At 60.7% G+C, this 23,218-nt stretch carries 18 protein-coding genes; 17 read left to right on the forward strand and 1 reads right to left on the reverse strand.

The genetic code is table 11. The features are described from left to right. The first annotated feature begins 259 nt into the window (after positions 1 to 259). From glnE to CKW07_RS09770, 14 genes are all read left to right on the forward strand, one after another. Positions 260 to 3,199, forward strand: coding sequence for a bifunctional [glutamate--ammonia ligase]-adenylyl-L-tyrosine phosphorylase/[glutamate--ammonia-ligase] adenylyltransferase (glnE, locus tag CKW07_RS09705; RefSeq protein WP_095144691.1), 2,940 nt, complete (start codon positions 260 to 262; stop codon positions 3,197 to 3,199). Positions 3,200 to 3,335: 136 nt separating this feature from the next. Continuing rightward, positions 3,336 to 4,370: a lipopolysaccharide heptosyltransferase II gene (gene waaF, locus CKW07_RS09710; RefSeq protein WP_095144692.1), complete on the forward strand. Its 1,035-nt coding sequence runs from the start codon at positions 3,336 to 3,338 to the stop codon at positions 4,368 to 4,370. A gap of 1 nt (position 4,371) precedes the next feature. Beyond that, entirely contained in the window at positions 4,372 to 5,433 is a 1,062-nt protein-coding gene (rfaC, locus tag CKW07_RS09715) for a lipopolysaccharide heptosyltransferase RfaC (RefSeq protein ID WP_095144693.1), read from the forward strand. Then, positions 5,433 to 6,557 carry a glycosyltransferase family 4 protein gene (locus tag CKW07_RS09720; protein ID WP_095144694.1) on the forward strand — a complete coding sequence of 375 codons (1,125 nt, stop codon included), beginning with the start codon at positions 5,433 to 5,435 and terminating at the stop codon, positions 6,555 to 6,557. The genes rfaC and CKW07_RS09720 overlap by 1 nt, the downstream gene beginning before the upstream one ends. Beyond that, a complete protein-coding gene (gene rfaP, locus CKW07_RS09725) occupies positions 6,554 to 7,360 on the forward strand; it encodes a lipopolysaccharide core heptose(I) kinase RfaP (RefSeq protein WP_095144695.1) in 807 nt (268 codons plus the stop codon). Before CKW07_RS09720 ends, rfaP begins: the two co-directional genes overlap by 4 nt. A gap of 52 nt (positions 7,361 to 7,412) precedes the next feature. Beyond that, positions 7,413 to 8,165, forward strand: coding sequence for a lipopolysaccharide kinase InaA family protein (locus tag CKW07_RS09730; protein ID WP_095144696.1), 753 nt, complete (start codon positions 7,413 to 7,415; stop codon positions 8,163 to 8,165). Further along, positions 8,165 to 9,610 carry a lipopolysaccharide kinase InaA family protein gene (locus tag CKW07_RS09735; RefSeq protein ID WP_095144697.1) on the forward strand — a complete coding sequence of 482 codons (1,446 nt, stop codon included), beginning with the start codon at positions 8,165 to 8,167 and terminating at the stop codon, positions 9,608 to 9,610. The genes CKW07_RS09730 and CKW07_RS09735 overlap by 1 nt, the downstream gene beginning before the upstream one ends. Before the next feature lie 188 nt (positions 9,611 to 9,798). Next, a complete protein-coding gene (locus CKW07_RS09740) occupies positions 9,799 to 10,116 on the forward strand; it encodes a YceK/YidQ family lipoprotein (RefSeq protein WP_095144698.1) in 318 nt (105 codons plus the stop codon). Positions 10,117 to 10,295: 179 nt separating this feature from the next. Continuing rightward, complete coding sequence (locus tag CKW07_RS09745; protein ID WP_095144699.1) at positions 10,296 to 12,053, forward strand: carbamoyltransferase; 1,758 nt, start codon at positions 10,296 to 10,298, stop codon at positions 12,051 to 12,053. Next, on the forward strand, positions 12,037 to 13,167 hold the full coding sequence (locus CKW07_RS09750; RefSeq protein ID WP_095144700.1) for a glycosyltransferase: 1,131 nt from the start codon (positions 12,037 to 12,039) through the stop codon (positions 13,165 to 13,167). The genes CKW07_RS09745 and CKW07_RS09750 overlap by 17 nt, the downstream gene beginning before the upstream one ends. After that, positions 13,167 to 14,063, forward strand: coding sequence for an antimicrobial resistance protein Mig-14 (locus tag CKW07_RS09755; RefSeq protein WP_095144701.1), 897 nt, complete (start codon positions 13,167 to 13,169; stop codon positions 14,061 to 14,063). The genes CKW07_RS09750 and CKW07_RS09755 overlap by 1 nt, the downstream gene beginning before the upstream one ends. 8 nt (positions 14,064 to 14,071) lie before the next feature. Beyond that, complete coding sequence (locus CKW07_RS09760; RefSeq protein ID WP_095144702.1) at positions 14,072 to 15,475, forward strand: PIG-L deacetylase family protein; 1,404 nt, start codon at positions 14,072 to 14,074, stop codon at positions 15,473 to 15,475. 84 nt (positions 15,476 to 15,559) lie between these two features. Beyond that, complete coding sequence (locus CKW07_RS09765; RefSeq protein WP_095144703.1) at positions 15,560 to 16,516, forward strand: glycosyltransferase; 957 nt, start codon at positions 15,560 to 15,562, stop codon at positions 16,514 to 16,516. A 109-nt stretch (positions 16,517 to 16,625) separates the two neighbouring features. After that, the gene (locus CKW07_RS09770) at positions 16,626 to 17,729 is read left to right on the forward strand and encodes a glycosyltransferase (protein ID WP_095144704.1); all 1,104 of its coding nucleotides are present in this window, start codon (positions 16,626 to 16,628) and stop codon (positions 17,727 to 17,729) included. On the opposite strand, the gene CKW07_RS09775 is transcribed toward CKW07_RS09770, so the two are convergent. Further along, on the reverse strand, positions 17,715 to 18,320 hold the full coding sequence (locus CKW07_RS09775; protein ID WP_095144705.1) for a toluene tolerance protein: 606 nt from the start codon (positions 18,318 to 18,320) through the stop codon (positions 17,715 to 17,717). The genes CKW07_RS09770 and CKW07_RS09775 overlap by 15 nt on opposite strands. A gap of 109 nt (positions 18,321 to 18,429) precedes the next feature. Between CKW07_RS09775 and CKW07_RS09780 the strand changes: the two genes are divergently transcribed. From CKW07_RS09780 to hldE, 3 genes are all read left to right on the forward strand, one after another. Continuing rightward, on the forward strand, positions 18,430 to 19,602 hold the full coding sequence (locus CKW07_RS09780; RefSeq protein WP_095144706.1) for an O-antigen ligase: 1,173 nt from the start codon (positions 18,430 to 18,432) through the stop codon (positions 19,600 to 19,602). Between the two features lie 15 nt (positions 19,603 to 19,617). After that, positions 19,618 to 21,426, forward strand: a complete 1,809-nt coding sequence (msbA, locus tag CKW07_RS09785; protein ID WP_095144707.1) for a lipid A export permease/ATP-binding protein MsbA — start codon at positions 19,618 to 19,620, stop codon at positions 21,424 to 21,426. 234 nt (positions 21,427 to 21,660) lie between these two features. Then, positions 21,661 to 23,082, forward strand: coding sequence for a bifunctional D-glycero-beta-D-manno-heptose-7-phosphate kinase/D-glycero-beta-D-manno-heptose 1-phosphate adenylyltransferase HldE (gene hldE, locus CKW07_RS09790; protein WP_095144708.1), 1,422 nt, complete (start codon positions 21,661 to 21,663; stop codon positions 23,080 to 23,082). Positions 23,083 to 23,218: the final 136 nt, after the last annotated feature.

A 23,218-nucleotide genomic window follows, 5' to 3' on the forward strand; every position in this document is an offset into this window, starting at 1 on the left:
AAATCGTCGGCCATTTCAGCCTTTCGAATGTATATACGAGTAGTAAAACTACAGAAGTACGGCTTGTGGCCTCCTGTTTCGTTGTGAGAATAATCGTTACTCTTGGTCTTTAGCCAACCAGAAAAGGTAAAAGCTTGATGCTGGCTACCAAAAAAACAGAAATTTCAGCTATTTCTAACTTTTGTTCGACAGTCCTTTGCGTAGTGCATTTGATGCGTTCACTACAGACCGCCCCTTCTACGCCGATCAAGGATAGACCATGAGCCTCCCTTCGCTTGCCCCGCTGCCCGCCATTCTCCTGCCGTTTGTCAGCCGCGCCGAGCAATCGTTTCGCGCCGCCGTCGCGGCGCTTGATGACGATCATGGCCTGTCTTCCTGGACGCCTGAGCGCTGGGCGGACTTCGCCCGGGTAACGGCCGCCAGCGACTTTGTCATTGAACAGTGCGTGCGTGATCCTGTGATGCTGCTCACGCTTGTGCAGTCCGGGGAGCTGGATCGCGCCTTCGCCCCTGGCGAGTTGTGCGGGCAAATCGCGACGGCCACGCAAAGTGCAGCCACGGATGATGAGTTGGGCCGGGTCCTGCGGCGTCAGCGCAATCGGCAGCAGGTGCGGATTATCTGGCGTGACCTGACCCGCCAGGCCGACCTGGTCCAGACGTGCCGCGACCTGTCCGACATGGCCGATGCCTGCATCGATCAGGCCTATCAATGGTTGTACCAGCGCCACTGCCAGCAGTTTGGTACACCCATGGGCTGGCGCAGCGGCGAGCCGCAGCAAATGGTGATTCTCGGCATGGGTAAGCTCGGTGCGGTGGAGCTTAACCTGTCCTCCGACATCGACCTGATCTTCGCCTACCCCGAGGGTGGCGAAACGGTTGGGGTGAAGCGGGCGCTGGACAACCAGGAGTTCTTCATTCGCTTGGGCCAGCGCCTGATCAAGGCGCTGGACCCGATCACCGTCGATGGTTTTGTCTTCCGCGTCGACATGCGCCTGCGCCCCTACGGCTCGTCCGGTGCACTGGTGCTCAGCTTCAATGCATTGGAACAGTATTACCAGGACCAGGGCCGCGATTGGGAACGCTACGCGATGATCAAGGCGCGGGTGGTGGCCGGTGATCAGCAGGCGGGCGCGCAATTGCTCGACCTGCTGCGTCCCTTCGTCTATCGGCGTTATCTGGATTTCTCGGCGATTGAAGCACTGCGCACCATGAAACAGTTGATCCAGCAGGAAGTGCGGCGCAAGGGCATGGCCGACAATATCAAGCTGGGGGCCGGCGGGATCCGGGAGGTCGAGTTTATTGCCCAGGCCTTCCAGCTGATTCACGGCGGCCGCGACCTGAGCCTGCAGCAGCGTCCTCTGTTAAAAGTCCTCGGCACGCTGGAGGGGCAGGGGTATTTGCCGCCGGCGGTCATCAGCGAACTGCGCGAGGGCTATGAGTTCCTGCGTTACACCGAGCACGCGATTCAAGCGATTGCCGACCGGCAGACGCAAATGCTCCCCGATAGCGAGCAGGATCAGGCGCGCATTGCCTTTATGCTGGGGTTCGCCAATTGGACGGCGTTCCATGAGCAACTGATGTATTGGCGCGGCCGGGTCGACTGGCACTTTCGCCAAGTGATCGCTGATCCGGATGAAGAGGACGGCGAGGAAAGCGAAGTGGTGGTCGGCGGTGAGTGGTTGCCACTCTGGGAGGAAGCCCAGGACGAAGAGGCCGCTTGCCGTCAGTTGGAAGAGGGCGGCTTTGCCGACGCGCCCAAGGCGCTCAAGGCCCTTGCCGGCCTGCGTGGCAGTCCGCAGTTGCGAGCGATGCAGCGCCTGGGGCGCGAGCGTCTCGATGCCTTTATCCCCCGTTTGCTGGCCCAGGCCGTGGAACACGCCAATCCGGACCTGGTGCTGGAGCGGGTGTTGCCTCTGGTTGAAGCGGTGGCGCGGCGCTCGGCGTATCTGGTGCTGCTCACGGAAAACCCTGGCGCGCTGCGTCGATTGCTGACCTTGTGTGCGGCCAGTCCGTGGATTGCCGAGCAGATCACTCGCTTCCCGCTGCTGCTCGACGAGTTGCTCAATGAAGGCCGGCTGTTTAAGCCACCGCTGGCGCCGGAACTGGCCGCCGAACTGCGTGAGCGCCTGACGCGCATCCCCGAGGATGACCTTGAGCAGCAAATGGAAGCCTTGCGCCATTTCAAGCTGGCGCACCGCTTGCGCGTGGCGGCCTCGGAAATTGCCGGCAGCCTGCCGTTGATGAAGGTCAGCGATTACCTGACCTGGCTCGCCGAAGCGATTCTGGAGCAGGTGCTGGCGCTGGCCTGGCGGCAGACGGCAGCCAAGTATGGCGCGCCACAACGCCCCGACGGCACCCTGTGTGACCCGGGCTTTGTGATTGTCGGTTACGGCAAGGTCGGCGGGCTGGAGCTCGGGCATGGTTCGGACCTGGATCTAGTGTTTATCCACGACGCAGACCCCGTGGCCGAAACCGATGGGCCCAAGCCCATCGATGGCGCGCAGTTCTTCACCCGGTTGGGCCAGCGGATCATTCATTTGCTGACCACCCAGACCAACTCCGGCCAGCTGTATGAAGTCGACATGCGCTTGCGCCCCTCGGGGGCATCGGGGCTGCTGGTCAGCTCGCTCGGCGCGTTCGAGCGCTATCAGGAGAGCGAAGCCTGGACCTGGGAGCATCAGGCACTGGTGCGGGCGCGGGTGCTGGTGGGCAGTCAGGATGTTGGCCAGTCCTTCGAGAAGGTTCGTGCCAAGGTGTTGGGGCGTGCCCGGGACTTGCTCAAGCTGCGGCAGGAAGTCAGTGAGATGCGCGCCAAGATGCGCGACAACCTGGGGACCAAGAGCACCGCTGCCGGCACGGCTGCCAACGCCTTCGAAGCCACGGCGCCGTTTGATCTCAAGCAGGATGCCGGTGGTATCGTCGATATTGAATTTATGGTGCAATACGCTGCTCTGGCGTGGTCCGACGCCCACCCTTCGCTGCTGCGTTATACGGATAACATCCGCATTCTGGAGGGGCTTGAGGAGGTCGGGTTGATGCCCGCCGAAGATGCCAGCCTGCTGCGAGAGGTCTATAAAGCCTATCGCTCCGCGGCGCACCGCCAGGCTTTGCAGAATGAAGCCGGGGTGGTGCCGGGGGATCAGTTTGCCGCCGAGCGGCGTGAGGTTCTGCGGATCTGGGCGTGGCTGGGTTTGAGCTGACGAGGTGTCGTCAGGCGGGGCAAGCAAAATGCAGGATTGCCGAGTGGCGTACACTACTCACATAAAGCCTGGATAAATAAGACGGGGAGGCCGCCAGGAAGACTGGTCATGCCTCCCCGCTCGTTTGTGGATAACTATGAGAATTCTGATCGTTGGGCCCAGTTGGGTCGGTGACATGGTGATGGCTCAGACACTCTTCCAGTGTCTGAAGCAGCGTCACCCACAGTGCGAGATCGACGTGCTGGCCCCCGAGTGGAGTCGGCCGATCCTCGAGCGCATGCCCGAAGTTCGCCAGGCCTTGAGCTTTCCGCTCGGTCATGGCGCGCTGGAGCTGGCGACGCGGCGGCGGATCGGCAAATCCCTGGTCGGCCAGTACGATCAGGCAATTTTGCTGCCCAACTCGCTGAAGTCGGCGCTGGTGCCTTTTTTTGCCGGTATCGCCAAACGCACCGGTTGGCGTGGCGAGTTCCGCTACGGCCTGCTCAACGATGTGCGCACCCTGGATAAAGACCGTTACCCGCTGATGATCGAGCGCTTCATGGCGCTGGCGTATGAGCCGGGTACCGAGTTGCCCACGCCGTACCCACGTCCAAGCCTGCAAATCGATTCGACCAGCCGCGACGCCGCGCTGGCCAAGTTCGGCTTGACCCTTGACCGTCCGGTGCTGGCGCTGTGTCCAGGTGCCGAGTTTGGCGAAGCCAAGCGCTGGCCATCCGAGCACTACGCCAAGGTCGCCGAGACGAAGATTCGCGACGGCTGGCAAGTCTGGCTGTTCGGCTCGAAAAACGATCACGCCGTCGGCGAAGACATCCGCGCGCGCTTGATTCCGGGCCTGCGTGAAGAGGCGACGAACCTCAGTGGCGGCACCTCGCTGGCCGAGGCCATCGACCTGATGTCCTGCGCTGACGCCGTGGTGTCCAACGACTCGGGCCTGATGCACGTTGCCGCCGCCCTGAACCGCCCGCTGGTGGCGGTCTACGGTTCGACTTCGCCGGGCTTTACCCCGCCACTGGCCGAGCATGTCGAGATCGTGCGCCTGGGTATCGAGTGCAGCCCTTGCTTTGATCGCACCTGCCGCTTTGGCCATTACAACTGCCTGCGTCAACTGACGCCTGCGCCTGTGAACGATGCCTTGCAGCGACTGCAGGGCTCCGTGGTCGAGGTTCGTTAAGTTGCGGGTACTGTTGATCAAGACCTCTTCGCTGGGTGATGTGATTCATGCGTTGCCAGCGCTGACCGATGCGGCGCGGGCAATCCCGGGGATCAAGTTCGACTGGGTGGTGGAAGAAGGCTTCGCCGAAATCCCGACCTGGCACCCGGCGGTGGACAAGGTGATTCCGGTGGCGATCCGTCGCTGGCGCAAGAACATCTGGCAAACCCTCAAGAGCGGTGAGTGGAAGCGCTTCAAGCAACGCGTGCGCGCGACAAAATATGATCTGGTGATCGATGCCCAGGGCCTGCTCAAGAGCGCCTGGCTGACACGCTATGTCAAAGCCCCGGTGGCCGGGCTGGACCAGCATTCGGCCCGTGAACCCCTGGCCGCGCGCTTTTACTCGCGGCGACTGGCGGTGGCACGTGGTCAGCATGCGGTCGAGCGCTTGCGCCAGCTGTTCGCGGTGGCGCTGGGCTACGACCTGCCGCAAGGCTTGGGTGACTATGGTCTGAACGTCGAGCGCCTGGTCGAACTGCCACGCAAGAATCCCTATGTGCTGTTCCTGCACGGCACCACGTGGGACACCAAGCACTGGCCGGAAGCCTACTGGCGTGAACTGGCCGAGCGCATGGGGCACATGGGCATGGCGGTGAAGCTGCCGTGGGGCAACCCGACGGAGAAGGCGCGCGCCGAGCGTATCGCCCATGGCCTGCGCAACGCCGAAGTGCTGCCCAAGCTGAACCTGGCCGGTGTCGCCAAGGTGCTGGCCGGCGCGCAGGCTTGCGTGGCGGTGGATACCGGCCTTGGCCATCTGGCTGCCGCGCTGGACGTGCCGACGGTGTCGCTGTTTGGCCCGACCAATCCGGGCCTGACGGGCGCCTATGGCAAGAGCCAGGTGCACATGGCGAGCGACTTCCCGTGCGCACCCTGCCTGCAAAAGAAATGTACTTATCAACCGACGGCTGAAGATCAGCGTCGGTTCGATCTCAAGCACGAGTGGCCGTTGTGCTTCACTCGCCTGAATCCCGAGCGTGTCGCGAGCCGACTGAGCACGATGTTAATGGCTGAGGAGCTGCGCTGATGCAATTGGCTTTTGTCCTTTATAAATATTTCCCGTTTGGCGGCCTGCAGCGTGATTTCATGCGCATTGCGCTGGAATGTCAGCAGCGAGGGCATCAGATCCGTGTATACACGCTGATCTGGGAAGGGGACGTGCCTCCGGGTTTCGAAGTGCTGGTGGCGCCGGTCAAGGCAATCTTCAACCATAGGCGCAACGAGAAGCTCAGTGCCTGGATGGCGGCCGACCTGGCCAAGCGTCCGGTGGATCGGCTGATCGGTTTCAACAAGATGCCGGGCCTGGACGTCTACTACGCCGCCGACGGCTGCTTCGAGGACAAGGCCCAGAACCTGCGCAACTCGCTGTACCGGCGCTGGGGTCGTTACCGGCACTTCGCCGAATACGAGCGCGCGGTGTTTGCCAAAGACGCGAAAACCGAAGTGCTGATGATCTCCGAAGTGCAGCAACCGCTGTTCATCAAGCATTACGACACACCTATCGAGCGCTTCCACCTGCTACCGCCGGGGATTGCCCAGGACCGTCGGGCGCCGCCCAACGCCGCCGAGATTCGCGCGGATTTTCGCCGCGAATTCGCCTTGGGCGACGACGAATTGCTGCTGGTGCAAATCGGCTCCGGGTTCAAGACCAAAGGCGTCGATCGCAGCCTAAAGGCACTGGCTGCACTGCCGGCGGAACTGCGTAAGCGCACCCGTTTGTTTGTCATTGGCCAGGACGACCCCAAGGTATTCCAGTTGCAGAGTGCTGCGCTGGGCCTTGGCGACAACGTGCAATTTCTCAAGGGGCGCAGCGATATCCCGCGCTTCCTGCTGGGCGCCGACTTGTTGATCCATCCGGCGTACAACGAAAACACCGGTACGGTGCTGCTTGAAGCGCTGGTGGCCGGCTTGCCGGTGCTGGTGAGCGCGGTGTGCGGGTATGCGCATTACATCGCCGAGGCCGATAGCGGCCTGGTGCTGGATGAACCGTTCGAGCAGGCGCAGCTCACGCAGTACCTGACGACCATGTTGAGCGACAACGCAGCGCGTGCGGCCTGGAGCCGCAATGGCCTGGCGTTCGCCGACACGGCCGACCTCTACAGCATGCCGCAACATGCGGCGGATGTGATTCTGGCGGAGCAACACCGATGAAGTTGATTCTTGCCGAACCGTTCAAGAGCCTTTGGGCCGGACGCGATGCGTTCACCGAAGTCGAAGGCCTGAAGGGCGAGGTTTACCGTGAGCTCGAAGCTCGCCGTACCCTGCGCACTGAAGTGGGCGGGAACGGGTTTTTCGTGAAAATTCACCGTGGTATTGGCTGGGGTGAAATCTTCAAGAACCTGCTCACCGCCAAGTTGCCGGTTCTGGGAGCGGGCCAGGAGTGGCGGGCGATCCAGCGCTTGCAGGAAGCCGGCGTGCCCACCATGACCGCCGTCGCTTATGGCGAGCGGGGTAGCAATCCGGCCGACCAGCACTCGTTCATCGTCACCGAAGAACTGGCACCGACGGTCAGCCTGGAAGACTTCAGCCTCGATTGGCTCAAGCAGCCACCTGCACCCCGGCTCAAGCGTGCGCTGATTGCTGAAGTGGCGCGCATGACCGGCATGATGCACCGCGCTGGGGTCAACCACCGCGACTGCTACATCTGCCACTTCCTGCTGCACACCGACAAGCCGGTCACGGCCGATGACTTCAAGCTTTCGGTCATCGACCTGCACCGTGCCCAGACCCGCCCGGCGATCACCAGGCGTTGGCGCAACAAGGACCTGGCTGCGCTGTACTTCTCGGCGCTGGACATTGGCCTGACGCGCCGCGACAAGCTGCGTTTCCTCAAGGGCTATTTCCTGCAGCCATTGCGCCAGATCCTGCGCGAAGAAGCCTCGTTGCTGGCCTGGCTCGACGGCAAGGCCAACAAGCTGTACGAGCGCAAGCAGCGCTATGGCGATGCGCTCTGATGCGGGTTTCGAGCCGCAACACGCAGGTGGTGACATTTTTCGAGAGAAGCCAATGACTGACTTTTTGGCCGCTGAAGACCGTGAACTGTTTGAACGTCACGGCTTGGCCACGTTCGACGCCTTGTGGGCCCGGGAGCTTGAGGCGGTGGATGAGCCCAACACCTCGGGTGGTGGCTGGAGCAGTGTGTTCCGGTTGGACCTGGAGGGTCAGGGTTATTACCTCAAGCGTCAGAGCAATTACCTGATGCGAACCTTGCACCGCCCGTTTGGTGAGCCCAGTTTCGCTCGCGAGTTTCGCAACATCAGCCGTTACCGGCAGCTGGGTATCCCGGCGCTGGAGGCGGTGTTTTTTGGCGAGCGCAAAGTCGACGGCGAGGTCAGGGCGATTTTGCTGACGCGTGCGCTGGATGGCTGGAAAGATCTGGATTCGCTGCTGCAACAGTGGCCGCAGCTCAGTGATCCGCAGCAACAGGGCATCCTGTGTGCCTGCGGGGTGCTGGCGAGGCAATTACACGGCGCGCGTCAGGCCCATGGGTGTTTTTATCCCAAGCACATCTTTTTGCAGGCGGCTGGCGACGGCTATCGGGCGCAACTGATCGACCTGGAGAAAACCCGGCCCCTGCTGTTCGGTCAGCGTGATCGGGTCAAGGACCTGGAGCCGTTGCTGCGGCGGGCGCCGGTCTGGAGCACTGGGGATGTTCGGCTGTTGCTGGCGGCCTATCTGGATCAACCCGTCGACAGTGCTCTGGTGGATGCCTGGCTCGGGCGTTTGTCCGCTCGACGCAGTCACAAGGGAGTGCGTTGATGCAGTTGTCAGAACTGAAAAGCGCCGGGCGTACGCCAAGCCTGCCGTTGAGCGTCGAGTTGGCGGATGCCGCGGGCCCGGCGCAGCTACAGCTGCTCAGTCTGTTGCGGGTATTGCCAGGGCAGCGTTATGTGGGCGCCGCTGTATGGCGCGGGCGTCCGGTGCTGGCCAAGTTGCTGGTGGGCAGCAAGGCCGCGCGACATTTTCAGCGTGAGCTCGAGGGCGTGCGTTTGCTCGCCGCTCAAGGTCTGACGACGCCATTGCTGCTGGCTGATGGCCTGAAAGACGGTGAGGGCGGTTGGCTGCTGTTCGAGTTTCTTGAGGGCGCCGAAAGCCTCGGTGATGCCTGGCAGCAGGTTGAAGCAAGGCCCGTGCTAGCGGACGAGCAAGCAGTGGTCCTGGCCGAAGCACTGGCCGCCATCGGCCAGATGCACAGCAAGGGCCTGTGGCAGGCAGATCTGCACCTGGACAATCTGCTGCGTCACGACGGCAAACTGTACTTGATCGACGGTGCCGGGATCCGCGTGGAACAGGCTGGGAAGCCGTTGTCCCGGGAAAAAGTGCTGGGAAATCTAGGGGTGTTTTTCGCTCAGTTGCCTAAGTCCCTTGAGCCGTTCACCGAAGAATTGCTCGTGCATTACTTGTTAAGCAATAGCGAGCACGCGTTGCCTTTGGAGGCATTGCAAAAGCAGGTGCGCAAGGTTCAAGGCTGGCGGCTGAAGGACTTTCTGATCAAGGTTGGCCGTGACTGCTCGCTGTTCAGTGTGCAGCGCGGGGCGTTTGGCTTGCGCGCGATTCGCCGCGAAGAAGAAGTCGCCATGCTGCCGGTGCTGGAGCAGGCTGATGCCTTGCTGGATCAGGGGCACTTGTACAAGACCGGCGGTGCGGCGAGCGTTGGCAAAGTCGAGGTGGCGGGTCGCACGCTGGTGGTCAAGCGCTACAACATCAAGGGCTTTGCCCACTGGCTCAAGCGTTTCTGGCGCCCGAGCCGGGCCTGGCATTCGTGGCGCGAAGGCAATCGCCTGGCCTTCCTCGGCATTGCGACACCCAAGCCACTGGCGCTGCTGGAAACGCGCTTTTTCTGGCTGCGCAGTCGGGCCTATCTGATCACCGAGCACCTGCCTGGGCCGGACATCATCGAGCGCTTTGCGCCCTACGTCGAGAGTGGTAAGGCGCCTGAAACCGAACTGCTGGCACTGGACAAGCTGTTCGCCGAGTTGATTGCCGAGCGGATCAGTCATGGTGACTTCAAGGGGCATAACCTGTTCTGGGACAAGGATCGCTGGTCGCTGATCGACCTGGACTCGATGTGCCAGCACCGCTCGCTCAGCAGTTTCGCCCCGGCGTATGCGCGGGACCGGGCGCGGTTCATGCGTAACTGGCCCGAGAGCACGGCGTTGTATCAGGTGATTGATCAGCGGTTGCCCAAGGATATTACTGCTTGAGCGTACCGGCGGGTTGCGTGATGCGAACGCCGTGGCTGGAGTGCCGGAACCCGCCTTGTGCGGGCTTTTGTGTGCATGGCCTGACAGATTGTTCTGAATCGACCTACGTGACCTGTGCAGGTTGTGAGCTATAGGGCTTGTTCGCTCGGTGCTAGCTTTGCCTGACGTTCTCGGAAGGCGGATGCGTGATGATTAAAAAGGGTATTTCGTTGGGGGTTCTTGTGCTCGTACTAGGCGGTTGCGGGACGGTGAATACGGTGCTGCAGGGTGATGATCAAGCCGCCCACGATCTCAGGAAGCAGAAAACCTACTGCCAGACCATTCCGCACATCTACAGTGGTGTGGCATACGATTTCTGTATATTGAATGCACCGCCAGAACCCGCGGAGTTCCTGATGTCTCTGATGCTGGTGGATCTGCTGCTGTCGGGTGTCATGGATACGGTGTTCCTGCCTTACACGGTTTATCGTCAGGTTATCGATGGCAACATCACTATTTACCGGTGATGTCGCCATCGTAGCGCCGCGATCCTTTGATCTATCCCCCCCGCGTCAAACAACCTCTGGGTCACTTCCACCATCTTTACGCTATAATCCCGCCCTTTAGCTGCTTCTTGCCTTTATGCAGGAGCACATTATTTCCAGGCGCTTGTCGCCTGCATGCAGACTAAAGAGGCTAGACCCCTGTGGCATTGACGATTCTTGGCCTGTCCGGCGCCCTTAGCCATGATCCTTCCGCAGCCCTGTACATCGACGGCAAGCTGGTCGCGGCTGCTGAAGAAGAGCGCTTCGTACGCGATAAACATGCAAAGAACCGCATGCCTTACGAATCGGCGAAGTTCTGCCTGGAGCAGGCGGGCATCAAGCCTTCCGACGTTGACGTGGTAGCGATTCCGTTCGCTCCGATCAGCCTGTTCGGCAAGGCTCGCTGGCAGTACGCCAAGCGTTACTGGTACGCCCCGGACCGTGCACTCGACGCGATCCTGATGGGCAACCGTCGCTACAAGCGCTATCGCAACAAGATCGTCTGGTGCCTGGAACAACTGGGTTTTGATCCGAAGAAAATCAAGATCGAGCCGGTCGAACACCACCTGGCCCACGCCTCCAGCGCTTATCACTGCTCCGGTTTCAAAGAGAAAACCGCGATCCTGGGCATCGACGGCAAGGGCGAGTACGCCACGACCTTCTTCGGTTATGGCGAAAACGGCAAGATCCACAAGATCAAGGAATTCTTCGATCCGGACTCCCTCGGCGGCCTGTACGGCGCGATCACCGAGTTCCTCGGTTTCGATATGCTTGACGGTGAGTTCAAGGTCATGGGCATGGCGCCGTACGGCGACGCCAGCAAATACGATTTCTCGCGCCTGGCTTCGTTCGAAAACGGTGAGCTGGTAATCAACACCGACTACGCCAACGTCATCGGCCTGCGTCGCTACAAAGAGAAGGGCAAGGGTTACTACTTCTCGCCGAAGCTGATCGAGTGGCTGGGCCCAAAGCGCGAAGGCGACATCGCCGACGAGCCTTACATCCACTACGCCGCCAGCATTCAAGCGCTGTTCGAAAAAATTTCGCTGCAGATGATCGACTACTACCTGGGCGACGTACTCAAGGAAACCGGCAAACTGGCCTATGCCGGTGGCTGTGCGTTGAACGTCAAGCTGAACCAGAAAATCATCGCCCGCGACGACGTCAAAGAGCTGTTCGTACAGCCTGCATCCGGCGATGCCGGCACAGCAGTCGGCGCGGCAGCCTATGTGTCCCACGCCCGTGGCGTACCGGTCGAGAAGATGGAACACGTCTACCTCGGCCCGTCGTACAGCAACGAAGACGTGATCGCGGCCTGCGCCCGCCATGCCGACAAGCCGAAATGGCGCAAGCTCGACAACATGCCGGAGCAGATCGCCAAAATCATGGTCGACGGCAACCCGGTGGCCTGGTTCCAGGGTCGCATGGAGTTTGGTCCGCGCGCCTTGGGCGGTCGTTCGATCATCGGTTGCCCGAGCATTGCGGGCGTGGCTGACCGGATCAACCACCAGATCAAGTTCCGCGAGCGCTGGAGGCCTTTCTGCCCGTCGATGCTCGACACCGTGGCGCCGCAGATGATCAAGATCGATCACCCGGCCCCCTTCATGACCTTCACCTTCGAAGTGGCTGAAGAGTGGAAGACCCGTGTGCCGGAAGTCGTCCATGAGGACGGCACCTCCCGTGCCCAGGTGCTCAAGCGCGAATACAACCCGCGCTACTACGACATGATGAAAGCGCTGGAAGTGCTGACCGGCAACGGCGTGTCGCTGAACACCTCGCTGAACCGCCGTGGCGAGCCGATGATCTGCTCGCCGACGGACGCCCTGAACATGTTCTTCGGTTCCGATCTACAGTATCTGATCATGGAAGACATCCTGGTGGTCAAAGACGGCGCGGACGCTTATGACACGCTCGGCTGAGCGCCATGTGCTGCAGTTCTGCCACGGCTATGACGGGCCGTTCCTGGACTGTGCCCGTCAGTACGCCAGCCTGTTCGCAGGGTCTGGTTATCGCGTGACCACGGTGTTTCTCACCGGGGTTGCCGATGCCGACATTGCCGCAGGCTGTGCGTCTGATGAAGTGCTGTTCATGGAGTACAGCTCCAAGGCCATTCGTGGCCTGAAGCTGTCGGCGATTGCCGATCTGCGCAAGATCGCCCAGTCGCGCAATTTCAGTTTCTGTATCGCCCACCGGTTCAAGCCGATCTATATCGCCTTGCTTGGTACATCCTTGCCGGTGATCGGCGTGCATCACGCCTTTGGGGATTACCAGCGGCGCACGCGTCAGCTGTTCGCCCATGTTTTTCGCAAGCGCCTGAGCCTGCTCGGGGTTTCCGATGCCGTGCGCGACGATATGCGTCGTTGCTTGCCTAAATGGCCTGCCGCGCGGATTCAAACACTCTACAACCGCATCGATGTCGACGCCTTGCAAGCCAGCCAGGTGTCGTTCGATGAGGCGCGTGACGCCCTGGGCCTGTCGCCAGACGCATGGGTAGTCGGCAACGTTGGCCGCCTGCACCCCGACAAGGACCAGACGACCTTGCTCCATGGCTTTGCCCAGGCATTGCCGCGCCTGCCGCTCGACAGTCAACTGGCGATTCTGGGCAGTGGGCGCCTGGAACAGGACCTCAAGGAACTGGCCCGTGAGCTTGGCATTGGTGATCGCGTGCTGTTTCTCGGCCAGGTGCCGGACGCGCGACGCTATTTCCGCGCCTTTGATGTGTTTGCCCTGAGTTCCGACCACGAACCGTTCGGCATGGTGCTGCTCGAAGCCATGGCGGCGGGCGTGCCGTTGCTGGCCACCGCATGCGGTGGGGCGAAGGAAGTGGTCGAAGGTGTCGGTATTCTGTTCCCGCTGGGGGATGCCGAACACCTGGCGCAAGGGCTGCAACACCTGGCCGTGATGGATCAGCGCGAGCGCCGGATGTGTGCCGAGATGATGCTTGACCGCTTGCGTGAGCGCTTTTCGGATCTTGCGGTACGCGATGCGTTCTGGCGCCTGCCGCATGTCATTGAACTGACGGCGAGGGCTTGATGCTCAACCGATTTCAAGGCTGGCGCGAACGTGGCTGGTCCGTTGTCGACGCGTCGACCTACAGCGATGCCTGGCAGCGCTTTGGTGGCAGTGTCGCGACTCATCCGCTGGTGGTCGAGCGTCTGGCTCATCTGGCCGGTATCCCGGTGCGTTACCTGGCCTGGGAGCAGGGCGGCGAGCTGAAAGCGTCGATCCCGACCTGGGGGCGTGATCTGGCACTGTCCAAGGATGTGCTCAAGCGTCACGGCAAGAAGGGCTTGTTCGATCTGGGCAATGCCGAGTTGATCCTGCCGGCGGCACCCGATACCCAGGCTATGCTGCGTCATCGCGCACGTTATCTGTCGGCGCTCAATGAAGGTCGTTTTGCCGGCCTCAAGCCGCAGGCCGAGCAGTTGGCCATGGCACGCACACCCGAAGAGCTGTCGAAAAAATTCCGCTACAACCAGCGCCGTGAATTGCGCTTGCTGGAAGAGGCGGGTGGCGTTGTGCGGCCGGTCAGCGACTTCTCCAGCCAGGAACTGGCGGCGATTTACTGCGATCTGTTCCAGCGCCGCTGGGGCTTCCCGGCCACTGGCGCGGCGCGAATGGGCGAGGTGCTCGAGTTGCTGCGCGAGTTGTTGATTGGCTCGGTGATCTTCCTCAACGATGCACCCATTGCGATTCAATTGGTGTACCGGGTGGAGGCGCCGCAGTGGGTCAGCATCGAGTACATCAATGGCGGCGTCGACCCCGAAACCCGTGAGTTCAGCCCCGGCAGCGTGTTGAGCTTCCTCAATACCCAAAGCGCCTGGGAGCAGGCAAGGGCTATCGACAAGCCACTGCGTTTCTCATTTGGCCGCGCCGACCGCGAGTACAAGGACCGTTGGTGCAACCCGGTGCCGGTCTTCACCGTATGAGTCAGCCCATGAGCCGCAAACAACAACTGCTCAAGCGTCATCGCCGCAACAAGCGCCTTGGCCTGTTGGTCGCCCTGGTGCTTCTGATCGTTGTCGGCGTACTGGTTGCCTGGTGGCTGCCGCTGGTACTGGCGGTCGTGGCCTGGGTGGCCCATGAGGCATGGTTTGCCGACCATCTGTTCTACTCTCCCAACGACGACTACCAGTACAGCTTCCCGCCGTATACGGCGCAACCCAAGATACGCCTGGACGGTGATCGCTTGCTGCTGGACGACGGCGTCATGCTGGCCGATGACAGCACGCTGATCCTGGCGTTGCGGGTCAAGAGCACCTGGCTGGGGCGGTTTATCGATCCGCTGGTGACGCTGACCGGCGGCGACCGCCCGGATAGGCAAGCCTTCGAGCGTGGGGTGAACGGCCTGCGTTACCTCAACCTCAGTGGTCAGGCGCAGGTGCTTTCCCAGGGGCAATTGCGGGTACGCGGGCGTTTCTGTCGCGTACTGGGTGAGCCGGTGCTCTGGTCATTCGAGCAGCCGGACTATCGCCAGCAACGGGTGATGGTGATTGCGCCCCATGCCGACGATGCCGAACTGGCGGCCTTCGGCTTGTACAGCCAGGCCGCTGACACCTGGATTGTCACCCTGACGGCCGGTGAAATCGAAGCCGGGCACTATCAACAGATGGGCCTGAATGCCGTCGAGGCCTCGCGGCTCAAGGGCCGTCTGCGGGTCTGGGACAGTATTGCCGTGCCGCGCTGGGCCGGAGTGCCTGAAGCACAGTGCGTGCAGTTGGGCTATTTCTGCCTGCAGTTACCGGCCATGCAGGCTGCACCGAGTCAGCCCGTCGGGTCTCGTGAAGCGGATCTGGTCGATGTTCGCCCGTTTCGTCAGCTCAATGCGTTTGCGTTGCCGGCGGACCTCGATGGCCAACCGACCTGGAACAACCTGTTGGCGGATCTGCGCGCGCTATTGCTCAAGGCGCGCCCTGAGGTGATTGTGCTGCCCCATACCTCCCTCGATCCCCATCCCGATCACATCTGTGCACAGCAAGCCGTACTGGAGGCCCTGAACGGTCTTGAATGGCAGCCTGCGACCTTGCTCGGCTACGCTAACCACCTGCATGACAATGACCGCTGGCCCATGGGCGATTCGGGGGCCGGGATAGCATTGCCACCGGTGTTTGATCCGGCTCAGGTATTGCAGCCTTATTGTTTGTCACTGTCGATCGAGCAGCAGCGTGACAAGGCGATGGCGCTGGGGATGATGCATGACTTGCAGCCCCCCGCACCCTTCAAGCGCCGTTTGCGTCGCGGGCTACAGAGGGTATTGGCGGGGCGTTCGGGTTCGCCCTATGGCGAAAACGAGTTCTTTCGCAAGGCTGTACGCCGCCACGAGCTGTTCTGGCGCTTGTAGGTTGATAGTGCGTGAAATATTTCTACTGACACAGCAGGTGACTCCCTGCGCTCTTTTCGGCCGCTGTGCGCTGTAAGGATGACGATGAAAGTTCTGTTTCTGGTGCAGAAAGAACAGCGGGCCATCCTGGACCGCTTGTATGAGGGTGTGGCTGCTCATTGCGAGTGCGACCTGCGCTGGCTGAGCAGCGACGAGCAGCGCAACCTGCGCCGCTACTTCCGTCGTGAAGTGGATGTGTCGCGTTATGACCGCATCGTGTTCTTCCTGCGCTTCAAGCAGGAAATTCGCCAGGTGAGCTTTATTCGCACCCTCCCCAACCTGGTGATTCTCGAACACGATGCCTACCAGAACTACATTCCTTGCAAGTACACCGGCAAGTTCAGTGCGCATTACCGCCGGCTGCCTTGGGCGCGAGTGATCAGTTCCGGCTTTGTGGTCGCCGAGCGTTTGCGCGAGGAGGGCTTCGACGCGGTGTTCGTGCCCAAGGGCTATGATCAGAGCTTGTTGCAGGATCAAGGGGGGGAGCGGGATATCGAACTGGCGTTCGTCGGCAGTACCAACAGCGTCGCCTACAGCGGTCGTAAAGCACTGCTCGACGAGTTGGCGAGTGTCGAGCCCTTGGTGGTGACCCGTACCAAGTCCGGTGACGAGTATCGCGACACGCTCAACCGTATCCGGTTTTTCGTCAGTGCCGACGTGGGCATGGGCGAATTCATGATCAAGAATTTTGAAGCGATGGCCTGCGGTTGCGTGCTTTTGGCCTACGATCAGGGAGAGGCGGAAAGCCGCGCCCTGGGGCTGCAGGATATGCACAACATCGTGTTCTATCGTGACATTGCGCAGTTGCAGGAAAAGCTCGCCCGGTTGCGTAGCGATCCCGAGCTGGCGGCGAACATTGCCCGTAACGGACGTGATCTGGCGGTCAGCCAGTTCAGTTTTGCGCGGGTCGGCCAGCGTATCGTAGAAGAGCTCCAGCCGGCGCTGAGGCCCCGAGCACCCTTGAGCCTGCTCGAACAATGGCGCCAGAAGCTGGGCATTTGACAGGGCGTTATCAGCGATTGAAAGCACGTGTAATCAAAACGGCCAGGCATAGGGCATTGTTGAGGCTAAACAGTGTCGCAAGCCGATGTGAAAAAGGGCTCCCCGCTCGATGAGTATCCTCAATGTCATGTGGTCCGGCGGCTCTGCCTTTGCTTCGGTCCACAAGGTTCATCGGCAGATACTGGTTCAGGTGGATCCCGGCACTCCGGTCAATACCTGGCTGTTGAAGGGGGATGTACGGGGTTGTTCCGCCGATATCGGCCGGACCCGTGAATGGCACTTCTCCTCCGCTCAGCTCAAGGGCAAACATGTCTGGACGCTGCTCAAGCCATGGATGCAGCGGCGTTTCTACAAGGCCCTCAAGGGCACTGATGTACAGGTAGTGTTGCTTGATGGCTTGGGTACGGCCCGAGCGTTGTTGCCGGTTCTGAAAAAACTGCCGCAATTGCGGGCAGTGGTGCTTTTTCACGGGGAAACCCGGATCAAGTCGGCAGATCGTACCTTGCTGCGCCAACTCCCCCCCCCGCAGCTGACCGTCGCGGCGGTCTCCCAAACCTTGGCCAGCTCTCTTGAGAGGGATCTGCAGGTCCCGGTCGTCACGCTGCGCAGTGCGCTTGACCCGATGGACTTCCGTGCCCGGCTGCTGTCTCGCGAACAGGCCCGTGCCCGGCTGCAGTTGCCTGTCGATAACACGCACGTTGTTGGGGCTGTGGGCCGCCTGGTCGGTAACAAGGGATTTGGCTGTTTGATTGATGCCTTTGCCAAGGCTCTGGTGCAGCGTCCACAGATGCGCCTGGTGATCGTCGGTGAAGGTCAGGCGCGTACCGCGTTGCAAGAGCAGATCGATCGGCTCGGCTTGCGCGACAGGGTTTCGTTGCCGGGGCATCTGGATGATGCCGCAACGCTGTATCGGGCTTTCGACTGGGTGGCTATCCCCTCGCTCGAAGAAGGCCTTGGCCTGATTCTGCAAGAGGCGGTGCTGGCGGGTGTTCCGGTCCTGACCAGCGAGCTGGCGGTGTTTCGCGAGCAGTTGGCGCAGGCGGGCTGGTACGCCACGACAGAAGATCCGAATGCCTGGAGCGAGGCGCTGATCCAGGCCTTCGAAGTCGTTCCCGGGCAGATCGCAGAGGCTCAATCCGCTGTACTTTCTCCAGGCGGCGCCTGGCAAGAGTTCTGTCAGGCTGCCCGGACCCTGTTGTCAAACCGACAGTAGGGACTGTTCGAGTGACTGCATTGGAAAGCTCTTGTTCAGCTTCTCTCGGTCAATATATCGCGCGAAGTGCTGCAGGTTGCGCTTGACTAGATGGTGTGGCAACGGCCCACGGAGGAAGCGCATGTCGGCGACATCGATCAGGCCATACTGGTTGTCGGGTGTCACCACGATGTTGCCCAGGTGCAGGGAGCGGAAGTAGACCCCGGCGCTGTGCAGCTGACGAATGAACACGGTCAGTGCAGGTAGCGCCTGGTGCCAGTCGAAGCCGTCTTTTTCCGCGATCTGGCGCAGTGTTTCCCCTGGCAGGGGGCGGTAGAGTACGGCGGTCATGCCAGGTGTTTCCAGTTGATGGAGCTGGAGTGCCTGCAGGGTTGGAATCCCTATCTTCTCCAGCTGCACGGCATTGTCGATAAAGCGTTTGGAGTAAGGGCGAAGCAGTGCCGAGGAGAGCAGTCGCTTGCGGCGAAACATTTTAAGAATATTCCCGTCCGGCAAAAGGAAGACTTTCGGGCCGAAGCTGTCGGCTTCTAGTACTCTGGCGCCGTCAACCATTTGATTTAAAGCGGCATTGGGAAGCCGGGAGCATTGCATGAAGTAAGCCTTGTAGAAAAATGGGGCGTATTGACGAGCAATGATGCCGAAAAGTTGTTGTTTTCACCATGCCATGTTGGCAGTCGGATTATTTGGCGGGAGCAGGTAGATGCGGGAAACACGCTGGGCGCAGGTTTGGATGGCGACAGGTTTGTTATGGTTTTTGCTCGCTATAGCATTTGCACCGACCAACAAGATTTATCAACAGGGGCTGGTCGCGTTTCTCTGGTTACCGACACTGTTTTTTGGCTGGTCGATGCGTGCCCGGTTGCGGGAGCTCTGGCAAGAGCAGCGTCTGCTCTGCCTGAGCGTTCTCGGGCTAGGGCTCTGGGCATTGCTTTCGCTGACCTGGACCCATGACGAGGACCCGTCACGGGGTGCCAAGCGTTCGTTATACATCATCGTGTTTCTGTTGTTTTTTCCACTGTTGGCCAATGCCCGTCCCGAACGGGTGATTCGCATCATGCAATGGGGTGGTCTGGGGCTGGCATTGACCGCGTTGCTAGCGGCCATCAAGTTCTACGTGATCGATGGTAACGTCCTGACGGCGCGCCTTGTGGGGCTGGGAGAGCTGGCCCATCCGATCCTGGGTGGTTATGTGCTGGGGCTGGCGGCTGTCTGGTTATCCCATTGGGTGCCGCGCAACCGCTGGGTGCAGGCGGGCTGGGCGGTGGCGCTGGCGTTTCTTGCAGGTTTTGTCCTGCTCTCCCAGAGTCGCGGCGCTGCGTTGGCCTTGCTGTTGACGATCATCGCCATGCCGATCTGGTGCCGTGACCGACAGAGCCGCATTGTCGCGGCGACCGCCCTGGCGTTGACGATGGTGGCATTCTGGTTGCTCGAACCATTGGTGATGGCTCGCGGTGCGTCGTTCCGGCCACAAATATTCATGGCCAGCCTGGACATGATTGCGCAGCATCCGTTGCGCGGCCTGGGCATGGGGTCTGCCTACTCGGTGTCGGCTGCAGGCTTGCAGTTTGACCACTCCCACAACCTGTTCACCCATATCGCCATCGAGTTGGGGGTGCCCGGTCTATTGCTGTGGTGCGGGGTCTGGTTTGCGGTATTGCGTGAGGCCTGGCGAGCCCGCGAAACGCTCTATGGTCGGGGTATCATCGGTATCTGGATGTTCTCGTTTCTGGCGATGCAATTCGATGCGGCCAGTATCAGTGGTACGCCGCGGGCCGAATGGTTCATCAGCTGGCTACCGATTGGCCTGGCCACCGTTTTGGTATGGACACAGGCCAAGTACAAAGCCTGTGATAAAATTCCGCGTTCTACCTAAGAAGTGAGCTCTACGATGAGTGCAGCACCGCCCAAAGCGGAACAGGATTCAAGCCTGAAAATCTATTTGCGACTGCTGGGGTACGTAAAACCCTACATCGGCATTTTCCTGTTGAGTATTGTGGGCTTCGTCATATTTGCCTCCACTCAGCCGATGCTGGCCGGGATTCTCAAATATTTCGTCGACGGTTTGAGCAACCCTGAAGCGGTGCTCTTTCCCAATGTGCCTTATCTGCAGGATTTGCAGTTGCTGGTCGCCGTGCCCCTGCTGATCATTATGATCGCGGCGTGGCAGGGGCTTGGCTCGTTTCTGAGCAACTACTACCTGGCCAAGGTTTCCCTGGGGCTGGTCCATGACCTGCGGGTAGAGCTGTTCAACAAGCTGCTGGTGCTACCTAACCGTTATTTCGATACCCACAACTCCGGGCATCTGATCTCGCGCATCACCTTCAACGTGACCATGGTCACCGGCGCGGCAACCGATGCCATCAAGGTGGTGATTCGTGAAGGCCTGACGGTTATCTTCCTGTTCGCCTACCTGCTGTGGATGAACTGGAAGCTGACCCTGGTGATGCTGGCGATTCTGCCGATTATTTCCTTCATGGTCGGTAATACCAGCAAGAAATTCCGCAAGCAAAGCAAGAAGATCCAGGTAGCGATGGGGGACGTCACGCACGTGGCGTCCGAGACCATTCAGGGCTATCGGGTGGTGCGCAGCTTTGGTGGCGAAAGCTACGAAGAACAGCGCTTTGCCCGTGCCAGCCAGAGCAACACCAACAAGCAGCTGCGCATGACCCGAACCAGCGCAATCTATACGCCTGCGCTGCAACTGGTGATCTACACCGCCATGGCGTCGTTGATGTTCCTGGTGCTGTTTCTGCGGGGGGACGCGACGGCCGGTGATCTGGTGGCCTACATTACCGCGGCCGGCTTGCTGCCCAAGCCGATTCGTCAGCTGTCGGAAGTCAGCTCGACCATTCAAAAGGGCGTGGCCGGCGCTGAGAGCATTTTCGAACAACTGGATGTCGAGCCGGAAGTCGATAACGGAACGATCGAGCGCGAACGCATCAGCGGCCGTCTGGATGTGCAAAAGCTGAGCTTCACTTACCCGGGCACCGATCGCGAAGTGCTCAAGGACATCAGCTTCACGGCCGCGCCGGGGCAGATGATCGCATTGGTCGGTCGTTCGGGCAGCGGCAAGTCGACGCTGGCCAGCCTGATCCCGCGTTTCTACCATCACGAGAGCGGGAAAATACTGCTCGATGACGTGGAGATCGAAGACTATCGCCTGCGTAATCTGCGCAAGCACGTGGCCCAGGTCACACAGCACGTCACCCTGTTCAACGACACGGTCGCCAACAACATCGCCTATGGCGATCTGGCGGGCGCGCCCCGTGCAGACATCGAGAGGGCCGCTGAAGACGCTTACGCGATGGACTTCATCTCCCAGCTGCCACAAGGCCTGGATACGGAGGTCGGCGAGAACGGCGTATTGCTCTCCGGCGGGCAGCGTCAGCGCCTGGCGATCGCTCGTGCGTTGTTGAAAAACGCGCCGTTGCTGATCCTCGACGAGGCGACCTCGGCACTGGACACCGAGTCCGAGCGGCATATCCAGGCCGCCCTGGATAAAGTCATGAAGGGCCGTACCACGCTGGTGATTGCACACCGACTGTCGACCATTGAAAAGGCGGACCTGATCCTGGTGATGGATCACGGTGAAATTGTCGAGCGGGGCACTCATACCGAGCTGCTGGCGCAAGGCGGGTACTACTCCCGTCTGCATGCCATGGGCCTGGACGAACCAGCTCCGGTGGACATCACCTGATGTAAACCCGCGGGGTGGACGTTGTTCACCCTGAAGCGTGCGGGCGTGCAATGCGCCCGTTGCCTTGCATTCGGGTGCCCTGACTCATCCTGAAAGTCTCCCTCTATTTGCATATTCTGCTTAAAAAACAACCAATGTAACGCTCAGATTCACAGTGGATGAAGCTGTCGAACTAGGCAGCGTTCACCCTGTGCTAATATCGCGCCCCTGTTCATTTTGTATGTGGGTTGCACCATGAAGTTGTCCATGCCGCGATTCGATCAAGCCCCTGTCTTGGTGGTCGGCGATGTCATGCTCGACCGTTACTGGCATGGTGGTACCTCACGGATTTCTCCTGAGGCGCCGGTGCCAGTGGTCAAGGTCGAGCAAATCGAAGACCGCCCAGGCGGCGCCGCCAACGTTGCCTTGAACATTGCCGCGCTCGGTGCGCCGGCATCCCTGGTCGGTGTGACCGGTGATGACGAGGCCGCCGACAGCCTGACCAACAGCCTTAAGGGCGCCGGTGTCCGTGCGTTGTTCCAGCGCATTGCCCACCAGCCGACCATCGTCAAGCTGCGGGTCATGAGTCGTCACCAGCAATTGCTGCGTATCGACTTCGAAGAGCCCTTCGCCACCGATGCGCTGGCGCTCGGTGAGCAAGTCGACAGCCTGCTGGAAGGCATCAAGGTGCTGGTGTTGTCCGACTATGGCAAAGGCGCCCTGAGGAACCATCAGGTGCTGATTCAGGCCGCCCGTGCTCGTGGCATTCCGGTACTGGCCGACCCGAAGGGCAAGGATTTTTCGATCTACCGCGGTGCCAGCCTGATCACGCCGAACCTCAGCGAGTTCGAAACCATCGTCGGTGGCTGTATCGACGAGCACGACCTGGTGAACAAGGGCGCGAAGTTGATGCACGACCTGGACCTCGGCGCGTTGCTGGTGACCCGTGGCGAGCACGGCATGACCTTGCTGCGTCCCGATCACCCGGCATTGCACTTGCCGGCCCGTGCCCGTGAAGTGTTCGACGTCACTGGTGCCGGCGATACAGTGATTTCCACCCTGGCAGCGGCGATCGCGGCCGGTGAGGAATTGCCCCATGCAGTGGCCCTGGCCAACCTGGCAGCGGGCATCGTGGTAGGTAAACTGGGTACGGCGGCCATCAGTGCCCCGGAACTGCGTCGTGCGATTCAGCGCGAAGAGGGTTCCGAGCGGGGGGTGCTGAGCCTCGACCAATTGCTGCTGGCGATTGACGATGCGCGCGCGCATAACGAGTCGATCGTTTTCACCAACGGATGCTTCGACATCCTGCATGCCGGCCACGTGACCTACCTTGAGCAGGCGCGAGCGCAGGGCGACCGGTTGATCGTGGCGGTCAACGACGATGCCTCGGTCAGTCGCTTGAAAGGCCCGGGGCGGCCGATCAACAGTGTTGACCGACGCATGGCCGTGTTGGCGGGGCTGGGGGCGGTGGACTGGGTGATCAGCTTCCCTGAAGGTACACCGGAGAACCTGTTGTCGCAGGTCAAGCCGGACGTACTGGTCAAGGGCGGCGATTACGGCATAGACCAGGTGGTCGGCGCCGATATCGTCAGTGCTTACGGTGGCACGGTGAAGGTGTTGGGGCTGGTGGAAAACAGCTCGACCACCGCCATTGTCGAGAAAATCCGCAAGAACTGACGCTGTAGCGAGAGGCTTGTCGTGGCGAGGGAGCTTGCTCCCGCTGGGTTGCGAAGCAACCCGAATGCCCCCACCGTATTGATCCAGATACTCTCCGGGCACGGTTTACGACAGCTGCGCCCCGAACGCGGACCGA

The organism is Pseudomonas sp. Irchel s3b6, from assembly GCF_900187415.1.
Lineage (GTDB): Bacteria > Pseudomonadota > Gammaproteobacteria > Pseudomonadales > Pseudomonadaceae > Aquipseudomonas.